Genomic DNA, 19,462 nt, shown 5'->3' with positions numbered 1-19,462 from the left:
ATGGACAGCTTGACCCGACGCCCTGCCCAACCAGCCTCCTGCTGTTTTCTCCTCGATGTCTCGAAACTGCAGGTGGGCGATATTCTGCTCAGCCGCAACGATGCACTGCAAAGCAGCCTGATCCGTTCCGCCACCGGCTCCGGATTCAGCCACGCGGCGCTGTTCGTTCACGACGGTGGCGTGCTGATCGAAGCCATCAAGACCGGGGTCAAGCTGAGTTCGATGCTGGGACGCGCCGCTCTCACCCGGGCCAGCATCAAGGTGCTCAGACTCAAGGAACAGATCATCCTGGACAAGGCTCAACTGGCCAGCGTCGCCAAGTCCCATGTTCACAAACGGTACTCGCTCAAAGGCGCGCTACTGACCCAGATCGCCACTGCTCGCGCCCCAACCGCCGATGAAGACCGGCTCTTCTGCTCGCAGTTGATCGCCTCCGCTTTTGCCCAGTGCGGGGTCCCCCTGAGCGGGCAACCCGCGCACTTGATGACCCCGGGAGACCTCGAACGCAGCGATCTGCTGGTCGATGTCACCGACTCGGTGATCATCCACAGCCAAGTCGCCGACCTGCTGTCAGTGAGTTTTATCGAACAGCACCAGGAACAGGACCTGAGCGACTTCTTTCACCAACTGAACATGCACATCGCCACGCTCACCCAACAGGCCTGCCCCTTTATCAAGCCGCTGAAACTGCGCTCACTGACGGATATCTGCGTGGCCCTGAAAATGGGTGACATGCTGTTCGCCCCCCAGCAACTCGACGAACTGGCCCAGGCCTTCAGCGAAGCCGTTGGCGACCGCCTGGAACACTTTCACCTGCGCTTTTGCAGCGAGCATCAGGGCTCGTTCCAACAGCCGCAGTTGATGCGGCTGTTTATCGACGATCCGCGTACCACCCGAGAACAACTGCTGGCCCAGCTGGACTTTCTGCAACACGCCGTCCACGCACACCGCGCCAGCATTCGGGTCCGTCAGCAGCAGATTGAGGAGTCCCGGCAACTGGACCTGAAGCTGGCCGGCCATCGCTCATTTGCCATCGTCCGCAAGGTCGAGGACTTCTTTGTCCTGGCACTGGAAACGGAGCGGGCCCTGTTGCAGTCGGCCAGTTCCGGCGCCGAGCTGATTCGTCAGCATCTGGCCAGCAGCGAGGCGCCCAGCCACTGACATGGCCGGTGGATCGAGCGCATCCGCTGAACGCCCAAACACCTTTATCTGATGGAATGGATCCCATGCCCGACTCTCCGATCATCGCCGTAATGATCCACGCCGCCGACTGGCGCGCCGCGACCACCTGGTACGCCGAGGCCTTTCCCCGGGCTCGCCGGGTCGTGCATGAACCGGATGACTTTGGCCATTTGCAGCTCGATGGCCTGTCCCTGGAAATCGTCCCCAGCGACGCCAAGGTGAGCCAGGGCCCGGCGGGCACAGTGGTGTATTGGCAGGTCAGCGACCTGTCCGCCGAAGTGCAGCGTCTGGTGGCCCTGGGCGGGCACCTGTATCGCGGCCCCCTGGCCATCGAAGGCGGCGAATGGATCTGCCAGGTGCAAGACCCCTGGGGCAACTGCATCGGCCTGCGCCAGCCGGCGACGCTCGCCTGACGCGTTAACTGGCGGCACACTGACGAGCTTTTCACCCGAGCCCCAAGGAGAAACGGCATGCATCAGGTGCTGCTGATCATTGATGTGCAACCCTGTTTCAACCCTCCGCAATGGCTGGTGGAGGGCATCAACCCACTGCTGGGACAGATGCCCTCGGTGGCCACGGTGGAACGCCATGATGAAAGCCGCACGCCGTTCGCCCGGCAACTGGGTTGGCAACCGCCGGTGGACGACCAGAGCCTGGTGGCCGCCGACAAGGTCTTTATCAAGCACGGCTACGGGCCGACGACGGAACTCCTCGATTACCTGAAAAGCCTAAGTCCCCAGCGGGTGCTGGTGTGCGGCATCCAGACCGACACCTGCGTCTTGGCCGCGGGTTTTGCCCTGTTCGATGCCGGCCTGCAGCCGACCCTGCTTACCGACCTGACGGTGGGCTCATCCCTGGACCGCAGCGGCGGCCTGGGCATTGACCTGTGGCGGCATCACTTCAAGCACCTGATCCGCAGCGACGAACTGTAGGGGCCGGTTTGTGGGCGAAGGCGATCTCACCGGCCCTTTCGCTGGCAAGCCAGCTCCTACGCCAACCGCTCAGGCACTGCGCCACCCGTAGGAGCCGGCTTGCCGGTGAAGGCGGTGGCAGGCCATCGATACGCCGGGGGCCAGCCAGCGCTAAACTCCGCGCCTTCGATCCGCTCGCCTACACAACAACGCAAGGGACTCCCACCCCCATGAAAAAACTCTTCGCCTTGCTGGCCCTGCTGTTCAGCACCCCGGCCTTGAGCGCCTCGTTCAGTGACTCACCCGAAGCGCTGGTACGGCAATTCATTGCCGACTATCAGCAGTGGAGCGACAGGGCCAGCGCCCGCCAAGCGGACAACGCGCCCCTGCAATCGATGGATCTGGCACAGCAGGAGTACGCCCAGTTGCTGACCAAGTTCTGTCTGCCGGGCTTTCAGGGCCAGCCCATTGCCTTCAGTTCTCCGGCCAGCCACGGTGCGCAGTACGAACAGATCCTTTCCAGCAGCCGAACAGCCGATCGTGCGCTGGTGAGAACCCGCTCGGTCAGTCCCGAGCTGGGCTTTGCTGCCGATTACCACTACCACCTGATCTTCAGCGGCCAGCGCTGGTACCTCAGCGAAGTGTTCTACGTCGACGAGGACGGCCAGTACGAGTCGCTGTAGATCGCCCGTAACGCGTTTTGAGCTAGGGTGTTCCAAGTCACCAAACCCCGGAGTCGCCATGCCCAGTTCAGCCTCCCTGCATCAGGTCACTACCCCCGGCCTGCACCTTGCCTATGAAGAACACGGCCCGGCCAGCGGCGAGCCGGTGATCCTGCTCCACGGCTTTCCCTACGACGTGCGAGCCTACGACGAGATCGCCCCGCCGCTGGCCGAGCGCGGCTATCGGGTCATCGTTCCCTACCTGCGGGGCTACGGCCCCACGCGCTTCGTCAGTCGGCAGATCATGCGCTCCGGGCAGCAGGCGGCGCTGGCCCGGGACCTACTGGAACTGATGGATGCACTGCAGTTGCCCCGGGCCACCCTCGCCGGCTACGACTGGGGCGGTCGTGCCGCCTGCATCGTCGCCGCCCTGTGGCCGCAGCGGGTCAAGGGCCTGATGAGCGCCGACGGCTACAACATCCAGGACATCCCCGGGGCCTGCGAACCCAGGGCGCCGGAGACCGAGCATCGGTTGTGGTACCAGTACTACTTCAACACCCAGCGCGGGGTGGACGGGCTGACGGCCAACCGTCGGGCCTTCTGCGAGCTGTTGTGGCGCCAGTGGTCGCCGACCTGGAACCAGGGACCGCAGTGCTATGGCCTGAGCGCGCCGTCCTTCGACAACCCGGACTTTGTCGAAGTGGTGATCCATTCCTACCGCCATCGCTTCGGCTACGTACCCGGCGACCCCAGCCTGGAAAGCATCGAGCAGGCGTTGCAGGCACAACCGCCCATCCAGGTGCCGACCATTGCACTCTGTGGCGCCGATGACGGGGTCGGTCCGGCCACCGAGCCGGACCCCGATATCGGCCTGTTCAGCGGGCCCTATCAGCGCAGGATCTTGCCCGGCGTCGGCCATAACCTGCCCCAGGAAGCCCCGCAAGCCACCCTCGACGCGCTGCTGGAGTTGCTCCAGAACGCCTGAGAAGAGCAGCAGGCCGCACGCCATGCCGGGGAAAAATCGGTACACTTCGCGCCTTTGATCCCCCACAGGACATGGAATGTTACCCGCCACGACTTCTCCCCGGCCCGGCCTGCGCCGGGTCCTGGTGCTTTGGCTCTACGCTGTCGGCGCCGGTCATCTGCTGGCCGGGCTGCTGCTGACCTGGGCCGGCCACAGCGGCCTGTTCAACGACTACCTGGCCAGTATCGAACAGGCTTTCTGGGGCGCCGCCGCACCGGCACCGGCCCGGGCTCAGCAGATCTGGTGGCTGGGTCTGTTCGGCGCCACCCTGCAAAGCTATTCGTTGTACCTGCTGGGCCTTGTGCACCTGGGCAATCGCCTGCGGGCCCCGGCGGCCTGGGCCTGGCTGATGGCCGGGATTGTGCTGTGGGCACCTCAGGACATGTGGCTGTCGTGGCAGATGAACATGACCGCCCACCTGTGGATCGACAGCTTCGCCCTGCTGGTGCTGCTGCCACCGTTACTGTGGCTGCAGCGCCATGACCGCCATACCTCTCGTCTTCCCTCGTAAAAGGACTTCACCATCGTGGCTGATTTGCCAATCCTGCAGTGGGCCATCGCCCTGTTGCTCGCCCAAGGCGTGCTCGGCGCCCTGGACACGATCTACCATCACGAACTCACCGTGGCCCTGCCGCAACGCCACAGCGCCCGCAAGGAACTGAGCATCCATGCCTTGCGCTCGTGCTTCTACGGCGTGTTGTTCATGGGCATCGCCCACCTGGCGTTCCAGGGCATCTGGGCCCTGGTGATCGCCGTGCTGTTCGCCCTGGAAATCGGCTTGACCCTGTGGGACTTCGTAGTCGAGGACCGCAGCCGCAAGCTGCCGGCCATCGAACGCATCATGCACACCGTGCTGGCGATCAATGCCGGGGCCTTCTTCGCCCTGTACGGCCTGCAGCTGCTGGAATGGTCGCGCCTGCCCAGCGCCTTGAGCCCCATCGACCTGGGTTGGCAAGGCTGGGCCCTGAGCCTGTTTGCCGTCGGCGTGACGGCGTCGGGCATTCGTGACGGCCTGGCGGCGTTGCGCCTGCAACGCCAGGGTCAGGCGGCCAACCCCTTTGCCGGCGGTACTGGCAAACGGGTGCTGGTCACCGGTGGCACCGGCTTTATCGGTGAAACCCTGGTCAACCAACTGCTGGATGCCGGGCACACCGTCAGTGTGCTGGCCCGTGATCCGCTGCGCGCCGCCTACCTGTTCGACGGCCGCGCCCGCTGCCTGCGCTCCCTGGGCAAGCTGGGCCACGGCGAGGCCTTTGACGTGATCATCAATCTGGCCGGTGCCCCGGTGGCCGGACCGCGCTGGTCGGCCAAGCGCCAGGCGCAACTGTTGGCCAGCCGGGTTGGCACCACCGAGGCCCTGCTCAACTGGCTGCAGCACGCCCAGCACAAGACGGACCTGTGGATCCAGGCTTCGGCCATCGGTTTCTACGGGGTGCGCGACGCCAGCCAGAGCCTGGATGAAAACGCCGAGCGCGGTGAAGGTTTCATGGCCGACCTGTGCGCCCGCTGGGAGTCCTCGGCGGAACCGGCGACCCGCTTCGGCGTGCGCCAGGTGGTCCTGCGCCTAGGCATCGTGTTCGGTCCCGGCGGCGCCCTGAAACCCCTGCTGATGCCGTTCCATTTCGGCTTTGGCGGACGCATGGGCAATGGCCAGCAGATCATGAGCTGGGTGCACCGCGACGACGTCTTGCAAGTGATGGCCCGGGCCATCAACGACGCCTCTCTGTCCGGCACCTACAACATGGTGGCGCCGGAAGCCGTGAGCCAGGGCACCTTCGCCGCCACGGTCGGCAAGGTGCTCAAGCGCCCGGTGTGGCTGCATGTGCCGGCCGCGCCGGTGCGAGCCCTGGCCGGGGAAATGGCCGAGTTGTTCTTTGACGGCCAGAAAGTAGTGCCCGCGCGCCTGCTGCAGGCCGGCTACCGCTTCCGTTACCCGACCCTGGACGCCGCCCTGCGGGACCTGACCTGAGCTGAGGAATGCCCATGAGCAAGCCCCTGTTGTACCTGCTGGCGGGCAATGGCAGCGCCGCCGATTGGTGGGACGATGCCCTGCCGCACTTTCAGCGCTATCAGGTGCAGCCTCTGGAGCTACCGGGTTTTGGCGACAATCCGCTGCCTCCTTGCAATGACCTCGGTGAGTACGCCGAGGCCCTGCTGGGCATGACCGAGCCGGGCCAGGCGATTGTCGCGGTGGGGGTCAGCGCGTTGATCGTGCTGCACGCCTTGCAACGCCGCCCTGGGCATTTCTCGCGCAGTGTGCTGCTGTCTCCGGTGGGGGCCTTTCTCTGGCAACGACGCCTGCCGGCACTGATGTCGCCGCTGCCGGCGCGCCTGCTGATTCATGGTTTGCTCAGCCATAAACCAACCTTGTTCGCCGGCAAATTCTCGCGCCAGCCATGGACGCCGCAGCAGTATCTGCGCATGGGCTCGGGCTACGCCCGTTGCCGGGCTTTCGTGCCCCTGTGGGAACAGCTGCGGGCCGACACCGCGCTGCCGCTGCTGGAGTGGATCAAGGACCCGGTGCAGTTGGTCTGGGGCGACCAGGACCGGCTGCTGGGGATTGCCCAGGCCGCGGCCTGGTCGGCGATCCTGGCTCGCGCCGACCTGCGGATCAGCCTCAAGCCGGGCTGGGGCCATTACCCCTGGATCGATGCGCCGACGGCGTTCGTCGACTGGCTGGAATCCGCCGACCCGGGGTTTGTCGCCCACACCAAGGGCGGTCGCCTGCGTCTGGCGGAGCTGGCCGGCCAGCCGGTGCCCAGCGCCCTGTCCCTGGACAGCGCCGGCGACCCGCGCCTGCCGACCCTGCTCGCCAGCCAGCCGCAGGCCCTGTGGGCAGTGCGTTCCTCCAGCTACGGCGAGGATCAAGCCGACTCGGCCAATGCCGGGCTGAGCACCACTTACTTGCGGGTCCCCCGGGATCAGGTGGCGTCGCGCATTGGTGAGCTGCGGGACGCCGGCGTCGAGGAAGTGGTGGTGCAGCGCTTCATCCAGCCGACCCTGTCGGGGATCGCCTTCGTGCGTCATCTCTCGGTGGAGCTGGAGTGGGTCGAAGGCCATCTGGAAAGCCTCGCCGACGGTCAGGTCAGCCCCCAGCGGGCGGTGCTCTCGCGTCTGGGCAGTGCTTGGGAAAGTGGCCACTTCGCCAGCACCCAGGGACTCGACGCCAGCGCCTTGTGGGACTTCCTGCAAGGGGTGCTGAAGACCTTCCACTATGTGCCCGGCGATGTGGAGTGGGCCTGGGACGGCCAGCAACTGTGGCTGCTGCAGTACCGCCCCATCAGCGACTACGGCTGGCGCCGGCACCTGACCGCGGCCAATATCGCCGAGATCCTGCCGCCGCAACCCAGCCGCTTCGTCGAGTACGGCCAACGCCGGGCAGCGGCGAGCATCCCGGCGATCATGGCCCGCTGGGACACCCGGGTCTTGCAGGACAACGAACCCTTCACCGCGGTGTTCGGCGGCGCCTCCTATATCAACAACGACCTGTTCCTGGCGCGCCTGGCCGATTGGGGCCTGCCCTCCTCCAGCTATGCCGGAGAAGTGGGCGGCGCCACCCCGGAGCTGCCCCTGCGCCCGCTGCGCCTGTTGCGTTCGCTGCCGCGTTTCCTGCGCATGCAGCACGTCGCCCGAGGCCATCTGCTGACCCTGGAACAGGGCCTGCGGCGCTTCGATGACGAGTTGGCGCAGTTGCACCAGGGCGCTGCCGATGGTCAGCAACTGGCGGACTGGTTCAGCCGTTTCTACGTGTTCGTGGTGCAGGGCAACCTGTGCATCGCCACCGCCCTGGCCAGCAGCGGCGGTGCGCTGCTGGGGCGCCCGCCCACCGCTTACGACAACCTGGACAACAGCCCTCACCGCCTGCCCTGGGAAACCGACCCCGGCACCCCGCGCCCGCCGTGCGCCGAACTGCCGTTGCAGGCATTTGCGCACTGGAGCCCGGCCATTGCCCTGGCCCATCGCCTGGGCTTGCCGGGTATGCGCGGCTATTACCTGCAAGTGCGCGAGTGGTACCGGGACAACCTGATGCGGATCTTTTTCCGCCTGCACCACGCCGTGCCCGAGGCCGATCGCGACTACTGGTTTGCCCCCCACGCGCATCCGCGCAGCCGCGGCGGCAGCTTCTGGCAGGACGGCCGCGAAGGCAGCGAGCAGGCCGCAGGCTTCATGATCTATCCGGGACAGGTACAGGGCGTGCTGGGGGTCGATATCCTCCTGGAAGACACCCTCGATCCCGGGCGCCACGCCCACTACCAAGCGGCCCGGGCCGTGATTGCGCGCATGGGGGGGCGCCTGTCCCACGGCTCCACGCTGCTGCGAGAACTGCGCAAGCCGTCGGCGGTGCTGCCGCAAGTGGACCCGGCCTGGGTCGGACGCGAAGTGCTGTATGCCGACGGCCAGTTGAGCCTGGTCGAGGGCTGAACCGCACCCCCCCGGGGCTCAGGCCTGCTCGGTGGCGGCAAAGCGTTCGCGGTAGGCCTGGGGCGTCACCCCGAGGGCCCGCAGCACACTGCGGCGCAGCGTTTCTTCACTGCCAAAACCGCATTGTGCGGCAATGCGCTTGATCGGCAGGCCGGTGTCGGCCAGCAGGCGCCGGGCGGTTTCCACCCGGATCAGTTCGATGGCCCGGGCCGGAGTCTGGCCGGTGTCGGCGCGGTAGTGACGGATGAAGCTGCGCTCACTCATGGCGGCCTGCTGGGCCAAGATCGGCAAGGTCAATTCGCGGCTGAGATTCTCGGCAATCCAGGCGTGCAAGCCATCGAAACGCCCGCCGCTGTTTTGCAGCGACAGGGTCACGCTGAACTGCGACTGGCCTCCCGGGCGCTTGAGAAACACCACCAGTTGCCGGGCCACATCCAGCGCCGCCTCGCGCCCCTGGTCGGCCTCCACCAGGGCCAGGGCCAGATCGATGCCGGCGGTGACCCCGGCCGAAGTCCACACCGGGCCATCGTTGATGAAGATCGGATTGGGCTCCACCCGCAACTGCGGGTATTGCTCGGCCAGTTGATCGCAGCGGGTCCAGTGGGTCACCACCCGGCGCCCGTCCAGCCAGCCGCTGGCAGCCAGCATAAAGGCCCCGGTGCAGACCGAGGCCACCCGCCGCGAGGCGCTTGCACGCTGGGCGACCCAGGCGACCAGTTCCGGATCCCGGGCCGCCTCATAGACGCCCCAACCGCCGGCGATGATCAAGGTATCGCAGGCCACCTCCGGCGCCGGCAGGGCATCGGCCAGCAGCGCCAGCCCCGAGGAACTCAGGGTCGCCCCGCCCGGGTTGGCAATGACCCGGGGGTTGTAGGGCAAGGGCAAGCCCAGGCCACGGGCCCGGTCATTGGCCGAGGCGAACACCTGCAACGGGCCGGTGACATCCAGCAACTGGGCATTGGCAAAGGCCAGGACAAACACGTTTTTCGCGGAGCTGGGCATGATTGGCGTGAATCGAGGGCAGGTTGGCGTATGCGCCAAATCCTAGAACGCTAGAGTCAAGCCGTCCACCCCACCCACACAAGGAACAGGCCATGGCATTGCAGATAGGTTTTCTGTTGTTTCCCGAGGTTCAACAACTGGACCTGACCGGTCCCCACGACGTGCTGGCATCGCTGCCCGACGTACAGCTGCACCTGATCTGGAAGGAAGCCGGACCGGTGGTCGCCAGCTCCGGCCTGGTGCTGCAGGCCACCACGGGCTTTGCCGACTGCCCGCCCCTGGATGTGCTCTGCATCCCCGGGGGCGCCGGGGTCGGGCCCTTGATGGAAGATCCCCAGACCCTGGCGTTCATCCGTCGGCAAGCAGCCCGGGCGCGCTATGTGACGTCGGTGTGCACCGGCTCCCTGGTACTCGGCGCCGCCGGACTGCTTCAGGGCAAACGCGCCACCACCCACTGGGCCTACCACGAACTGCTGGCGCCCCTGGGAGCGATCCCGGTGCGCGAGCGGGTGGTGCGTGACGGCAACCTACTGACCGGCGGCGGCATCACCGCCGGCATCGACTTCGCCCTGACCCTGGCCACCGAACTGTTCGACGCTGCCACCGCGCAGCGGGTGCAACTGCAACTGGAGTACGCCCCGGCGCCGCCGTTCGAAGCCGGCAGCCCGGACACAGCCCCGGCCAGCGTGGTGCAAGAAGCCCGCAGCCGGGCAGCGGACTCCCTGCACAAGCGCCGGGAGATCACCCTGCGGGCGGCTGCCCGGCTGCAAGCCGGCTGACCCCCGCAACGCCCCGCCCCTCAGGCGCGGCGTACCTGTCCCTGACGATCATTGCTCAGCAACTGAGCAATGGCGCCGTCACCATAAGTGCGTTCGACTTTGGAAATCACCACCTGATAACCGGCGTACCAGCGCCGGTACTGGCGCTTGGCTTCCAGGTGCCTGGGGTGACGGGCGAAGGCCTGGATCGAAGCCTCATCCTCCCAGTAGTAACTGGCATTGATCAGTGTCTGGTCGGCGCTGGTCCAGGATTGGGCGCCGACGAAACCCGGCAGGCTGATGGCGATGTCGTCGATGATCGCGCTGAGGCGATGGAACTCCTCGTCCCGCTGGCCCGGCTTATAGATAAAGGCGGCGATGTACATGCTTGAACTCCGTTGAGGTGATAAGTCAGACCGGGCGGGCCAACAGTGCCAGATGCAAGGCCAGCGCCAGCAACACCGCCGCCAGCAGCCAGGATTGCAGCCGGGCAAAACGTGCCGTCGTACCGGAAAAGCTGCGTATCAGGAGCGCGCCGAAGATCCCCAGGCTGGTGTGAAAGATTCCGCTGACCAGGGTCAGCAACAGTCCCAGGACAACCAGCTGCCAGGCGATGCTGCCGTGATCCGGCCTGACGAATTGCGGCAAGAACACCATGAAAAACAACAACGCCTTGGGGTTCAGCAGGCTGTTGTACAGGGCCCGGACAAACACCGTGGACAGCGGCACCCGGACAGTATCGACGAGGTTCAAGGCGCCGTTACCCGCCAGGGCTTTCCAGGCCAGCCACAGCAAGTAGGCAACCCCGGCATAGCGGAGCAGATCGAACGCCGGCGGCCAGTTGGCCACCACGGCGGTGACGCCTGTGGCCGTGAGCAGGGTCAGGCCAATATCCGCCGCGCCAATCCCCAGCCCCGACGCCACCCCACCGCGCCAGCCATAGGCCACGCCGTGGCTGATGACAAAGGCCATGTTGGGTCCCGGCGACAGCAGCAACAGCAGCACGGCGCCGAGGAAGATCGACAGGGTGGAAAGGTCCGGCATGTGAGCGCTCCTGCGCAAAAGCCGCTAGATTAGGACGCCTACCTGATACAAACAAAAAAGTGTTCTAGATACATAAGGTGGCCGAGCATGCGCCGTACCCGCTACAAAACCATCGTCGATCACTTCGCCCAGCGCATCCGCGCCGGCCAGCTGTGCCCAGGCACTCAGCTACCGACGGTGCGGGCGCTGATGGCCAGCGAGCAGGTGGCCCTGGCCACGGCGCTGCGGGTCTACCACGAGCTGGAAGCCATCGGCCTGGTGGTGGGCGAGCCCGGGCGCGGCACCTTTGTCCGCGACACCAGCCTGCCCCGGGGCATGGGCCTGGAACAGCACCCGGCCAGCGCCGCCTCGGTGGACCTGGCGTTCAACTACCCGTCCCTGCCCGGCCAGGCGGAAAGCCTGCGCGAGGGGCTGCGGGCGATTGCCGCCTCCGGCGACCTGGATGCCCTGCTGCATTCCGCGCCCCAGGGCGGCCGCCCCCATGAACGCCAGACCGCGGCGCGGCACCTGCGCAACCGTGAAATCCGTGTCGCCGCCGAGCAGGTGCTGATCGTCAACGGCGCCCAGCAGGGGCTGGCGGTGAGCCTGCTGGCGCTGCTCCAGCCCGGGGACATCCTGGCGGTAGACGCCCTGACCTACCCCGGCCTCAAGACCCTGGCCCAGGTCCATCGCCTGGACCTCGAAGCGTTGCCTCAGCACAACGGCCAGATGGACCTCGACGCCCTGCAGGCCCTGTGCCGCCGGCGCCCGGTGCGGGCGCTGTACTGCATGCCGACCCTGCACAACCCACTGGGCACGGTGATGCCCCTGGCCGAACGCCGGCGCCTAGCGCAACTGGCTCGCGAGCATGACCTGCTGTTGATCGAGGACGGCGCCTACGCCTTCCTCGCCGAACCGGCACCGCCGCCGCTGCAGATCCTGGCCCCGGAGCGCACGCTGTATATTTCCGGGCTGTCGAAAAGCGTCGCCTCGGGCTTGCGCCTGGGGTTTATCGTCGCGCCCCTGGAGATGATCCCGGCCCTGGAACGGGCGATCCGCGTGTCCACCTGGAGCACCCCGTCGCTGACCGTGACCCTGGGCTGCCGCTGGATCGAATCGGGGCTGGTGGACAGCCTGGAAGAACAGAAGCGCAACGATGCCCGCAGCCGCCAGCAACTGGCCCGGAGGGTGCTCAAGGGCTGCGATTACCAGGCCTATGGCTCATCGTATTTTCTCTGGCTGAAACTGCCGGAAGGACGGAGGGCCGATGCCGTGGTGGCGGCCCTGAAACATCAGGGGGTAACGGTGACCTCGGCCGAGCCCTTCGCCACCACCGCCCATGTACCCCAGGCGTTGCGCCTGGCCCTGGGCTCCATCGGCCTGCCGCTGCTGGAGCAGGCTCTGGAAAAGGTCCGCAACGAAATCACCCGCTAAGTACACCTGTAGGAGCCGGCTGCCGGCGAAGAGCGCCCGCTCACCGGCGTCAATGGCCGCAGGCATCATCCGTGGCGGGCGGCTCGCACGCCTCACGGCCATTCGGAGCACGCCAGCGCCGCCAGACCGACTTGATCTTCCGGCCGATCATCCACAGCGCACCAAGGATATTGGCCAGGACAAAGGCTCCCAGGAAAAATGCCAGCATCGTCAGCATGCCGGGGCAATCCGGCCCTTGGCACGACATTCCCCCCCAGCTCAAGGTGGGTAGCAGCGCCGCCCCCAGTACAACGATCTGCCGCAACCACGGCCATTTGCACAGAAGCCCGCGCTTAGCGTCGGGCTGAAAAAAACCTGCCACGTTCATGTTCCACTGCGTGAAGTATCAAAGCGGCCACCGCACCCAGGCAGCAGGCACGAAATGCCGGACGAAAAAAAACCCGCCGAAGCGGGTTTTTTCCAAGACCATTATGACTTCCTGTCTGCAGCATCCGTGCTAATGGTCGATCTTCCTTGATCCTGAGCGCTTCCTGCGCTGCAGTTGTGGGAAAGAAGATTAAACACAAAGCCCGGTGCGCAGAAGGCGCATTGAATTACAGCGCGTGTAGGAAATTCGCTATAGCTCACTTACGCAAACCCTTAGCTCAACACTCCAGTGCCCGAACGGCCAAAGCCGCGAGCTTGAGCTGGTGGCGGGCGCCGGCCTGGTGGTCATCCTGGAGAAACCAGGCGGCGGACAGGCCACTGAATGCCAGCACCCATTGCACCAGGCGTCGAGGATCGAGCTGCGCCGCCGCGGCGATCACCTGGACCTGCCGGGCAAAGCGCAGTGGATCGGTGGCGCTGGGCAAGTCCGGATTGCAGATCAGGTTGGCAAAGTCGAAGGTGCGCTCACCGTGCACGCGCTTTGGATCAATGACCCGCCAGCCGCGCTCGCCGAAGTCCAGCACATTGTCGTGGTGCACATCGCCGTGCAGCACCACGGGGTCCCGAGGCGCGGCCAGTAGTTGCTCGGCCATGGCCAGGCTATTGAGAAACAAGCCGCCCTGCTGTTGCGCCGCCTCGCGCAAATCCTTGAACCAATGATCCAGGGGCAGCAACGCCGGCAAGGGTTTCGCACGTGGCGCATGCAGGCGCGCCAGCGTGGCGCAGACGATATGGCTGACGGCATCGTGCTCGCCCGCCAGGGCCATGCGCATCAATGAACGCGGTCCCAGCGCACGCGCCATCAACAGCGCCTGATCCTCCTGGGCATAAACCTGCGCCGCGCCCTCCCCGGCCCACCAGGCCATCAGGCGGTTGCCGGCCTGCTCGTCTTCATCCAGAGCGATCTTCAGCATCGCCGGCGCGCCGTCTTCCAGACGCACCGGCAGCAAGCGGCTGCCCGGCGTGACGATGGCCTCGCCATCGGGCAACAGACGCCAGCGTTCGAGATAGGTTGCGAACAAAACAGCAGCTCCAAGCGGTAAGCGGTAAGCGGTAAGCGGTAAGCGGTAAGCGGTAAGCGGTAAGCGGTAAGTTTCAAACGCCACGACTCGATCCGCAACGTGCCGCTTGCCGCCAATGGCTTCAGCGCAGTTGCAAGTGGTTTTCTATATTGCTCATCTGCTCGTCCCAGCCGCGACTGTTCATGCGAAAAGCCTTGAGCCGGCGCTCGCTGGGAATGCCGTCGAAGCCCGATTCGATAACCCGCAGCAAGGTGCCGCCGCCGTGCTGTTCCAGTTCGAACTGCACCAGGGTGGTGGGCTCCGCCGAGTAGTCATGCGCCGGGTCAACGGCGTAGGGATGCCAGCGAAAGGAAAACAGCTCCTCGGGCAGCATCTGTTCCACCTGCACATCCCAGGTCAGGTGTTCATAACCAGGGTAAGTGACGGCGCCCCGAGCGCGTTGGCCGGGCACGAAATGCTGGCCCTGCAGGGCCACGCCAAACCAGCGACCGAAGGTCTCGGCTTCGCTCAGCGCCGTCCACACCTGAGCCGGGCTGGCATGGAGCAGGATCTTGCGTTCGATACGATCTGAAGAGTTCATGGATCACCTCCAGTGATGAACACTAGCTCTGTAGGGAAACTACCTGATCTTCGTTCGGCGAGTTTTCGTACAGACCTTAGACCTCTGTGACTGCAGCGCAACCTTTATCTGGCCGAAGGCGCGACTGATCGTCCCCAACGAAAAATGCTAATGTCGCCGGCGCAACTGCACCTCTCTTTGCAAAGGATCTGCCATGCCCCCCTCCCTTATCGACCGCTACCGCGGCAGCCTGCTGGGCCTGGCCTGTGGCGACGCGGTCGGCACCAGTGTCGAATTCAAGCCCCGTGGCAGCTTCGCGCCAGTCACCGATCTGCTGGGCGGCGGCCCCTTCAACCTCAAGGCCGGACAGTGGACCGACGACACCTCCATGGCCCTGTGCCTGGGGGAAAGCCTGCTGCGCAAGGACGGCTTCGACCCGGCCGACCAGATGGGCCGCTACCTCAACTGGTGGCAATGGGGCTACTTGAGCGCCACCGGCGAATGCTTCGATATCGGCATGACCGTGCGCCAGGCCCTGAGCGATTTCCAGGAACATGGCCAACCCTTCGCCGGCGCAACCGACCCGCACACCGCCGGTAATGGTTCATTGATGCGCCTGGCGCCCGTGGTGCTGTTTCACTACCCCGACCTGGCCCGGGTCCGTGAATTTGCCGGTGCCAGTTCCCGCACCACCCACGGCGCCGCCGAAGCCGTCGAATGCTGCCAGTTGTTCGCCGGGCTGATCGCCAAGGCCCTGGGTGGCGCCAGCAAGATGGAACTGCGACAGCTCGATGATCAGGGTTTCAGCCAGCACAAGGTCACGGCATTGGCCCAGGGCGGCTACCTGGAGAAAACCCGCGAGCAGATTCGTGGCAACGGCTACTGCGTCGACTCCCTGGAGGCCGCGCTATGGTGCTTCCAGCACAGTGACAGCTACGCCGAAGCGGTGCTCGCCGCCACTAACCTGGGGGACGACGCCGACACCACTGCCGCCATCGTCGGTCAACTGGCTGGAGCCTTTTATGGCGTCCAGGGGATACCGCCGCACTGGCTGGCCCGGCTGCACATGGGCGATGAAATCCAGGCCATGGCCGACGACCTGCTGCAGGCCGCGCAACGCCACGCCTCTGCCCGACCACTCAACGGCAGTTGCCTGTGCCAGGGCGTGCAATATCAGGTGCAGCGCCTGGACATGCCCATCGGCCACTGCCATTGCCGGACCTGCCGCAAGGCCCATGCCGCGGCCTTTGCCTCCACCGCCGGGGTGATGCGCGAGCACTTTCGCTGGACCCGGGGCCAGGAGCTGCTGAGGACGTTCGAGTCCTCGCCGGGCAAGCTGCGGCACTTCTGCTCGGTCTGCGGTTCTCATTTGCTGGCGGAGCGGCCGGGCCAGCCCCACGTGATCCTGCGGGTGGCGACCCTGGACGATGATCCGGGACAGACGCCCCAGGTGCATATCTGGACTTCCCACGATGTGCCCTGGCTGGCCGACGAAGCGCTGCAACGCTGGCCCGAGTGGCAACCCAGCCGCGGCTAGACTGTTTTTTCCTCATTGACCGATTGCGAGACTTTCCATGCGTCCGATCCTGTTGCTGGCCCTTGCGCCGCTGCTGCTGGCTCCATTGGCCCAGGCCTATGAGTGCAACAGCACCACCCAGACCGATATGAACCTGTGCGCCAACGTCCAGCACAAGGCCGCGGACAAGGAGCTGAACACCCTTTACCAACAGATCAACCAGCGCCTGAAAGACCAGCCACACAGCAAAAAGCTGTTGGTCAGCGCACAGCGCGCCTGGGTGGCGTTCCGCGATGCCGAGTGCAGTTTTTCCACCTCGGGCGTGCAAGGTGGCAGCCTGTATCCGGTGGCCTACAGCAACTGCATCACGGCCTTGACCAAGGCCCGCGTGGAGAGTTTCAAACAGTACCTGCAGTGCGAGGAAGGCGATTTGAGCTGCCCGGTGCCCAGACAGTAGGAGCGGGCTTGCCCGCGAAAGCATCGGTGAGGACGCCTCACCGCTTGCGGGCCTGTTCGCCGGCCAGCCGGCTCCTACCACAGGAGCCGGCGGCTGGAGACGCAGTCAGCGGATGAAAATCTGCGTTGTGGTGGCCGCCATGTCGCCACCGGGCAAGGTGATCTTGCCCACCTGCGCCATGCTCTCGGCATCGAAGATCGCCACGTCGTTGAAGGTCCCCGTCAGGTAGATCTTGCTCCCGGCCTTGTTGAACGAAATGCAGTAGTAGGAGTGTTCCAGGGTCGCGGCCTGGAGCAGCTTCTTCTGCTTGATGTCGTACTTGGCCAGACGGTTGAGCACGCCGAACATCAGGTTCGGGTCCTTGGGCGAGCGCATGCCGCTGAAGTAGATTTCGGTCAGCGGACCGAAATCGGTGGTTTCAGTCTTGCCGGTCTTCAAGTCGATGCTGAACAGCCCGTACAGCGGCTCGGCGGTGGCCGGGTCCTGCTGCTTGTCCTTGAATTTCGCCGCGGTGTAGAGCAGCGAGAAATCGTGGCGGTAGGTCTGCTGGTTCCAGATGTAGAGCACGTCGGGGGCGCTGTAGTTGGGGCGTTTCCAGTGCCGGCTGGGGATCAGTACGTCGAACTTGCCGGTCTGTACGTTGACCTTGTACAGGTCCGGACCGGCCACATACAGGCTGCCGTCGTCGCCGCTCTGCATGATGGTCAGCTGGCGCGGCGCAGGGAAGCTGCGCAGCGGCTTGGCATTGAGCCCGGCGTCGGTGGCGTAGACATCCAGCCGCGGCTCCTTGACCTCGTAGCGGTCATTGAGCAGCAAGGTCGGGTTGGCCACGGTGTACAACTCCTTGCCGTCGTGGCTGACGGTGAAGGCGAACATCGAGCGCGCCTTCTCTCCCGGGTGCTGGGTGATGCTGGCGTGGAACACCTGCTTGCAGCTGTCGAGCTCGACGCCGTAGACATCCGCGTAGTGGTTGTTCAACACGTAGGCGATCTTGCGGTCCGGCGACAGTTGCACGGTGCCGGGGCCGAAGGCGTCGGGCATCTTGCAGGTCTTGTACAGGCTGTCGCTGGCCAGATCGATGACGTGCAGGTTGTTCGGGTAGTTGGTGGTCACCATGTATTCGTGACCGCTGTTGAGCGCCAGGCTCTCATCGGCCAGGGCACTGAAAGAACAGGCGCCGAGAACCGCGAGTGCGACCAGGCCGCAGGCTTTGATGCTGTGCATGCTGGAATCCTTCTTCTTGTTCATCACTTGTCTTTCGGGAAGACAGTGCCGAGGTTGCGCCAGTTGTCGTTGGAGGCCTGGGCGTCCTTGTTCCAGTCGGGGTAGGTGCTCATCATGTCCGGCACCTGGGCCGGCCACCAGCAAGGGTCGGAGCAGCCGTAGAGGTCGGCCTCCATCGGCTGGCACAGGGACGAAACCCCGCCAAAGGCATCGATTTCCCAACCCGGGTCAGTGGTGGAAGCGCAACCGGCCACGGAGTTCATCGCCAGCACGTCTTCGATCCGGTCCTGGGCCGCAGCCTCGGTCAGTTTCTGAGCTTTGTTATTGATCGGCTTGAGATGTTTCATGTCAGTGAGCCTTGCGCGGAGTGATGTAACTGCTGATGAACGCAGGGTTGTGCGCCATGATCCGGCTGTAGACTTCGATGCCGAAATCCACCCAGTCACGCATCAGTTCGCAATAGTGATAAGTCGGATGCGCCGGGTCGCCATAGCGGGCGTAGCTCTCGTGATAGCAGCCACCGGAACACAAGTTGCGGATGCGGCAGCTGTCGCAGCCGGTGTTGGTCCGGTCCAGGCGTTGGGACAGGAAGTCGTTGAGTTCCACCTGCTTGACCCCGCCGTCATGCACGTTGCCGAAGGTCGGCAGGGATGAGCCGGTGAAGCGGTGGCACAGGTTCAACTCGCCCTTGTGGTCCACCGCCAGCATCTTCAGCCCGGCGCCGCAGGGCAGCGCCTTCTTGTGGCCTTCGTGGATGTCGGTGATCAGTTGGTGCAGGTTGGAGAAACCGATATTGCGGTGCTCCAGGGCCGCCGCAAGGTAACGCCGGCCCAGGCGTTTCATGCTGGCGAAGACTTCGATCAGCTCCTCGCTGCTGAGGTTGAAGCTGCTGATGTCACCCGAGGTCACCGGGGCGAAACCCACCTCGGCAAACCCCAGCTCGTTGAACAGGTGGTCCCAGATGGTCTCAAGGTCGGTGACTCCAGTGGTCAGGGTCACCCGCGCCCCCACCGGCCGGCTGTCGTAGCGCGACAGGAGCATCTGCGCCTTGCGCCGTACCACGTCATAGGTGCCCTGCCCGCCCACGGTGATGCGGTTGCGGTCGTGCACGGTCTTGGGCCCGTCGATGCTCACCGACAGCCCGAAACGGTGGGCGTTGAGGTAGTCCACTGTCTCTTCGGTAAGCAAGGTGGCGTTGGTGGTCATGACGAACTCGACGAACTTGCCGGCCGCGCGAAAACGCTGTTCGCAGTAGTCCACCATGGCCTCGATCAGCGGCCGGTTGCTCAGGGGCTCACCGCCGAAGAACACCACGGTGTAGCGTTCCTCGTCCGGAGACTCCTGAAGCAGCATCTCCACCGAGGCGATGGCCGTTTCCAGGCCCATCTTCTTGCCCGCCGAGGGCTTGTCCAGGTCTTCCTTGTAGCAGTAGGTGCAACTCAGGTTGCAGCCGGTGTTGACGTTGAGCACCACGGTATTGATCGCTGTGCGCTCGACCCGCTTGATGCCGATTTCCGGGGTCAGGGGCGAGCCGTCGCTGACCAGCTCCAGGGCGATCAGCTCGCGCAGGGTGTCGCTGACATCCACGCCGTCGTAGCTGCCAGCCAGCTGTTGGATCAAGTCTTGCGGGGTACAGCCCGGCCCGCGCAGGGCATCGATGATGCTGCAGGTCAGGGCATCGCTGGCGAACAGCGAACTGCTGGGGATATGGAACAGCATGCGGTCGGCGTCCACCTGCACTTCATGCAGATTGCGCTCCACCAGATTCAGAATTGCGCCCATTACAACCTCCTGTGCAAAGCCCCGCTTTCGGGGCCTGCGGTCATTGCCTGAAAGTGTC

21 protein-coding genes and 1 pseudogene are annotated in these 19,462 nt (G+C 65.1%); 13 read left to right on the top strand and 9 right to left on the bottom strand.

Annotated features, from left to right (window positions below):
- From FW796_RS31115 to FW796_RS31080, 8 genes are all read left to right on the top strand, one after another.
- Positions 1-1,161, top strand: a complete 1,161-nt coding sequence (locus FW796_RS31115) for a YiiX/YebB-like N1pC/P60 family cysteine hydrolase (RefSeq protein ID WP_346636165.1) — start codon at positions 1-3, stop codon at positions 1,159-1,161.
- A gap of 65 nt (positions 1,162-1,226) precedes the next feature.
- Complete coding sequence (locus tag FW796_RS31110) at positions 1,227-1,595, top strand: VOC family protein (protein WP_346636166.1); 369 nt, start codon at positions 1,227-1,229, stop codon at positions 1,593-1,595.
- A gap of 57 nt (positions 1,596-1,652) precedes the next feature.
- The gene (locus FW796_RS31105) at positions 1,653-2,114 is read left to right on the top strand and encodes a cysteine hydrolase family protein (protein ID WP_346636167.1); all 462 of its coding nucleotides are present in this window, start codon (positions 1,653-1,655) and stop codon (positions 2,112-2,114) included.
- A gap of 209 nt (positions 2,115-2,323) precedes the next feature.
- On the top strand, positions 2,324-2,776 hold the full coding sequence (locus FW796_RS31100) for a hypothetical protein (RefSeq protein WP_346636168.1): 453 nt from the start codon (positions 2,324-2,326) through the stop codon (positions 2,774-2,776).
- Between the two features lie 58 nt (positions 2,777-2,834).
- Positions 2,835-3,740 (top strand): alpha/beta fold hydrolase, encoded by a 906-nt coding sequence (locus FW796_RS31095; protein WP_346636169.1) that lies wholly within the window; start codon positions 2,835-2,837, stop codon positions 3,738-3,740.
- 76 nt (positions 3,741-3,816) lie between these two features.
- Complete coding sequence (locus tag FW796_RS31090) at positions 3,817-4,290, top strand: hypothetical protein (RefSeq protein WP_346636170.1); 474 nt, start codon at positions 3,817-3,819, stop codon at positions 4,288-4,290.
- Positions 4,291-4,305: 15 nt separating this feature from the next.
- Entirely contained in the window at positions 4,306-5,748 is a 1,443-nt protein-coding gene (locus FW796_RS31085; protein WP_446440645.1) for a TIGR01777 family oxidoreductase, read from the top strand.
- A 14-nt stretch (positions 5,749-5,762) separates the two neighbouring features.
- On the top strand, positions 5,763-8,201 hold the full coding sequence (locus tag FW796_RS31080) for an alpha/beta hydrolase (protein ID WP_446440644.1): 2,439 nt from the start codon (positions 5,763-5,765) through the stop codon (positions 8,199-8,201).
- 18 nt (positions 8,202-8,219) lie between these two features.
- Here FW796_RS31080 and FW796_RS31075 read toward each other — a convergent pair whose 3' ends face one another.
- Positions 8,220-9,203 carry a GlxA family transcriptional regulator gene (locus FW796_RS31075; protein ID WP_446440643.1) on the bottom strand — a complete coding sequence of 328 codons (984 nt, stop codon included), beginning with the start codon at positions 9,201-9,203 and terminating at the stop codon, positions 8,220-8,222.
- 92 nt (positions 9,204-9,295) lie between these two features.
- Between FW796_RS31075 and inhA the strand changes: the two genes are divergently transcribed.
- Complete coding sequence (inhA, locus tag FW796_RS31070) at positions 9,296-9,982, top strand: isonitrile hydratase (protein ID WP_346636174.1); 687 nt, start codon at positions 9,296-9,298, stop codon at positions 9,980-9,982.
- A 20-nt stretch (positions 9,983-10,002) separates the two neighbouring features.
- Here inhA and FW796_RS31065 read toward each other — a convergent pair whose 3' ends face one another.
- Positions 10,003-10,347 carry an antibiotic biosynthesis monooxygenase family protein gene (locus tag FW796_RS31065; protein WP_325985052.1) on the bottom strand — a complete coding sequence of 115 codons (345 nt, stop codon included), beginning with the start codon at positions 10,345-10,347 and terminating at the stop codon, positions 10,003-10,005.
- Positions 10,348-10,372: 25 nt separating this feature from the next.
- Positions 10,373-11,005, bottom strand: coding sequence for a LysE family translocator (locus FW796_RS31060; RefSeq protein ID WP_346636175.1), 633 nt, complete (start codon positions 11,003-11,005; stop codon positions 10,373-10,375).
- 87 nt (positions 11,006-11,092) lie between these two features.
- Between FW796_RS31060 and FW796_RS31055 the strand changes: the two genes are divergently transcribed.
- The gene (locus tag FW796_RS31055) at positions 11,093-12,418 is read left to right on the top strand and encodes an aminotransferase-like domain-containing protein (protein ID WP_446440642.1); all 1,326 of its coding nucleotides are present in this window, start codon (positions 11,093-11,095) and stop codon (positions 12,416-12,418) included.
- A gap of 49 nt (positions 12,419-12,467) precedes the next feature.
- Here FW796_RS31055 and FW796_RS31050 read toward each other — a convergent pair whose 3' ends face one another.
- The 3 genes from FW796_RS31050 to FW796_RS31040 form a co-directional block, all read right to left on the bottom strand.
- On the bottom strand, positions 12,468-12,785 hold the full coding sequence (locus FW796_RS31050; RefSeq protein ID WP_346636177.1) for a hypothetical protein: 318 nt from the start codon (positions 12,783-12,785) through the stop codon (positions 12,468-12,470).
- 277 nt (positions 12,786-13,062) lie between these two features.
- A complete protein-coding gene (locus FW796_RS31045) occupies positions 13,063-13,866 on the bottom strand; it encodes an aminoglycoside phosphotransferase family protein (RefSeq protein ID WP_446440641.1) in 804 nt (267 codons plus the stop codon).
- 121 nt (positions 13,867-13,987) lie between these two features.
- Positions 13,988-14,446 (bottom strand): SRPBCC family protein, encoded by a 459-nt coding sequence (locus tag FW796_RS31040; protein ID WP_346636179.1) that lies wholly within the window; start codon positions 14,444-14,446, stop codon positions 13,988-13,990.
- 193 nt (positions 14,447-14,639) lie between these two features.
- On the opposite strand from FW796_RS31040, the pseudogene FW796_RS31035 reads away from it, so the two are divergent.
- From FW796_RS31035 to FW796_RS31025, 3 genes and pseudogenes are all read left to right on the top strand, one after another.
- Positions 14,640-15,461, top strand: a pseudogene (locus FW796_RS31035) (ADP-ribosylglycohydrolase family protein); the annotation flags it as partial.
- Positions 15,462-15,512: 51 nt separating this feature from the next.
- On the top strand, positions 15,513-15,962 hold the full coding sequence (locus FW796_RS31030) for a GFA family protein (protein ID WP_346636202.1): 450 nt from the start codon (positions 15,513-15,515) through the stop codon (positions 15,960-15,962).
- 37 nt (positions 15,963-15,999) lie between these two features.
- Complete coding sequence (locus FW796_RS31025; protein WP_236184875.1) at positions 16,000-16,398, top strand: lysozyme inhibitor LprI family protein; 399 nt, start codon at positions 16,000-16,002, stop codon at positions 16,396-16,398.
- A 105-nt stretch (positions 16,399-16,503) separates the two neighbouring features.
- Here the strand turns inward: FW796_RS31025 and peaD are convergent, their stop codons facing one another.
- From peaD to peaB, 3 genes are read right to left on the bottom strand one after another with little or no spacing between them, the layout of a single operon-like run.
- Positions 16,504-17,622: a quinohemoprotein amine dehydrogenase subunit beta gene (gene peaD, locus FW796_RS31020; RefSeq protein ID WP_346636180.1), complete on the bottom strand. Its 1,119-nt coding sequence runs from the start codon at positions 17,620-17,622 to the stop codon at positions 16,504-16,506.
- Between the two features lie 23 nt (positions 17,623-17,645).
- On the bottom strand, positions 17,646-17,969 hold the full coding sequence (qhpC, locus tag FW796_RS31015; protein WP_102861784.1) for a quinohemoprotein amine dehydrogenase subunit gamma: 324 nt from the start codon (positions 17,967-17,969) through the stop codon (positions 17,646-17,648).
- A gap of 1 nt (position 17,970) precedes the next feature.
- The gene (gene peaB / locus FW796_RS31010; protein ID WP_446440640.1) at positions 17,971-19,404 is read right to left on the bottom strand and encodes a quinohemoprotein amine dehydrogenase maturation protein; all 1,434 of its coding nucleotides are present in this window, start codon (positions 19,402-19,404) and stop codon (positions 17,971-17,973) included.
- Positions 19,405-19,462 lie beyond the last annotated feature (58 nt).

The sequence above is a fragment of the Pseudomonas sp. 910_21 genome (assembly GCF_052850735.1).
Note: the sequence above shows the minus strand (reverse complement) of the source record. Positions and strands in the feature narration are given on the sequence as shown.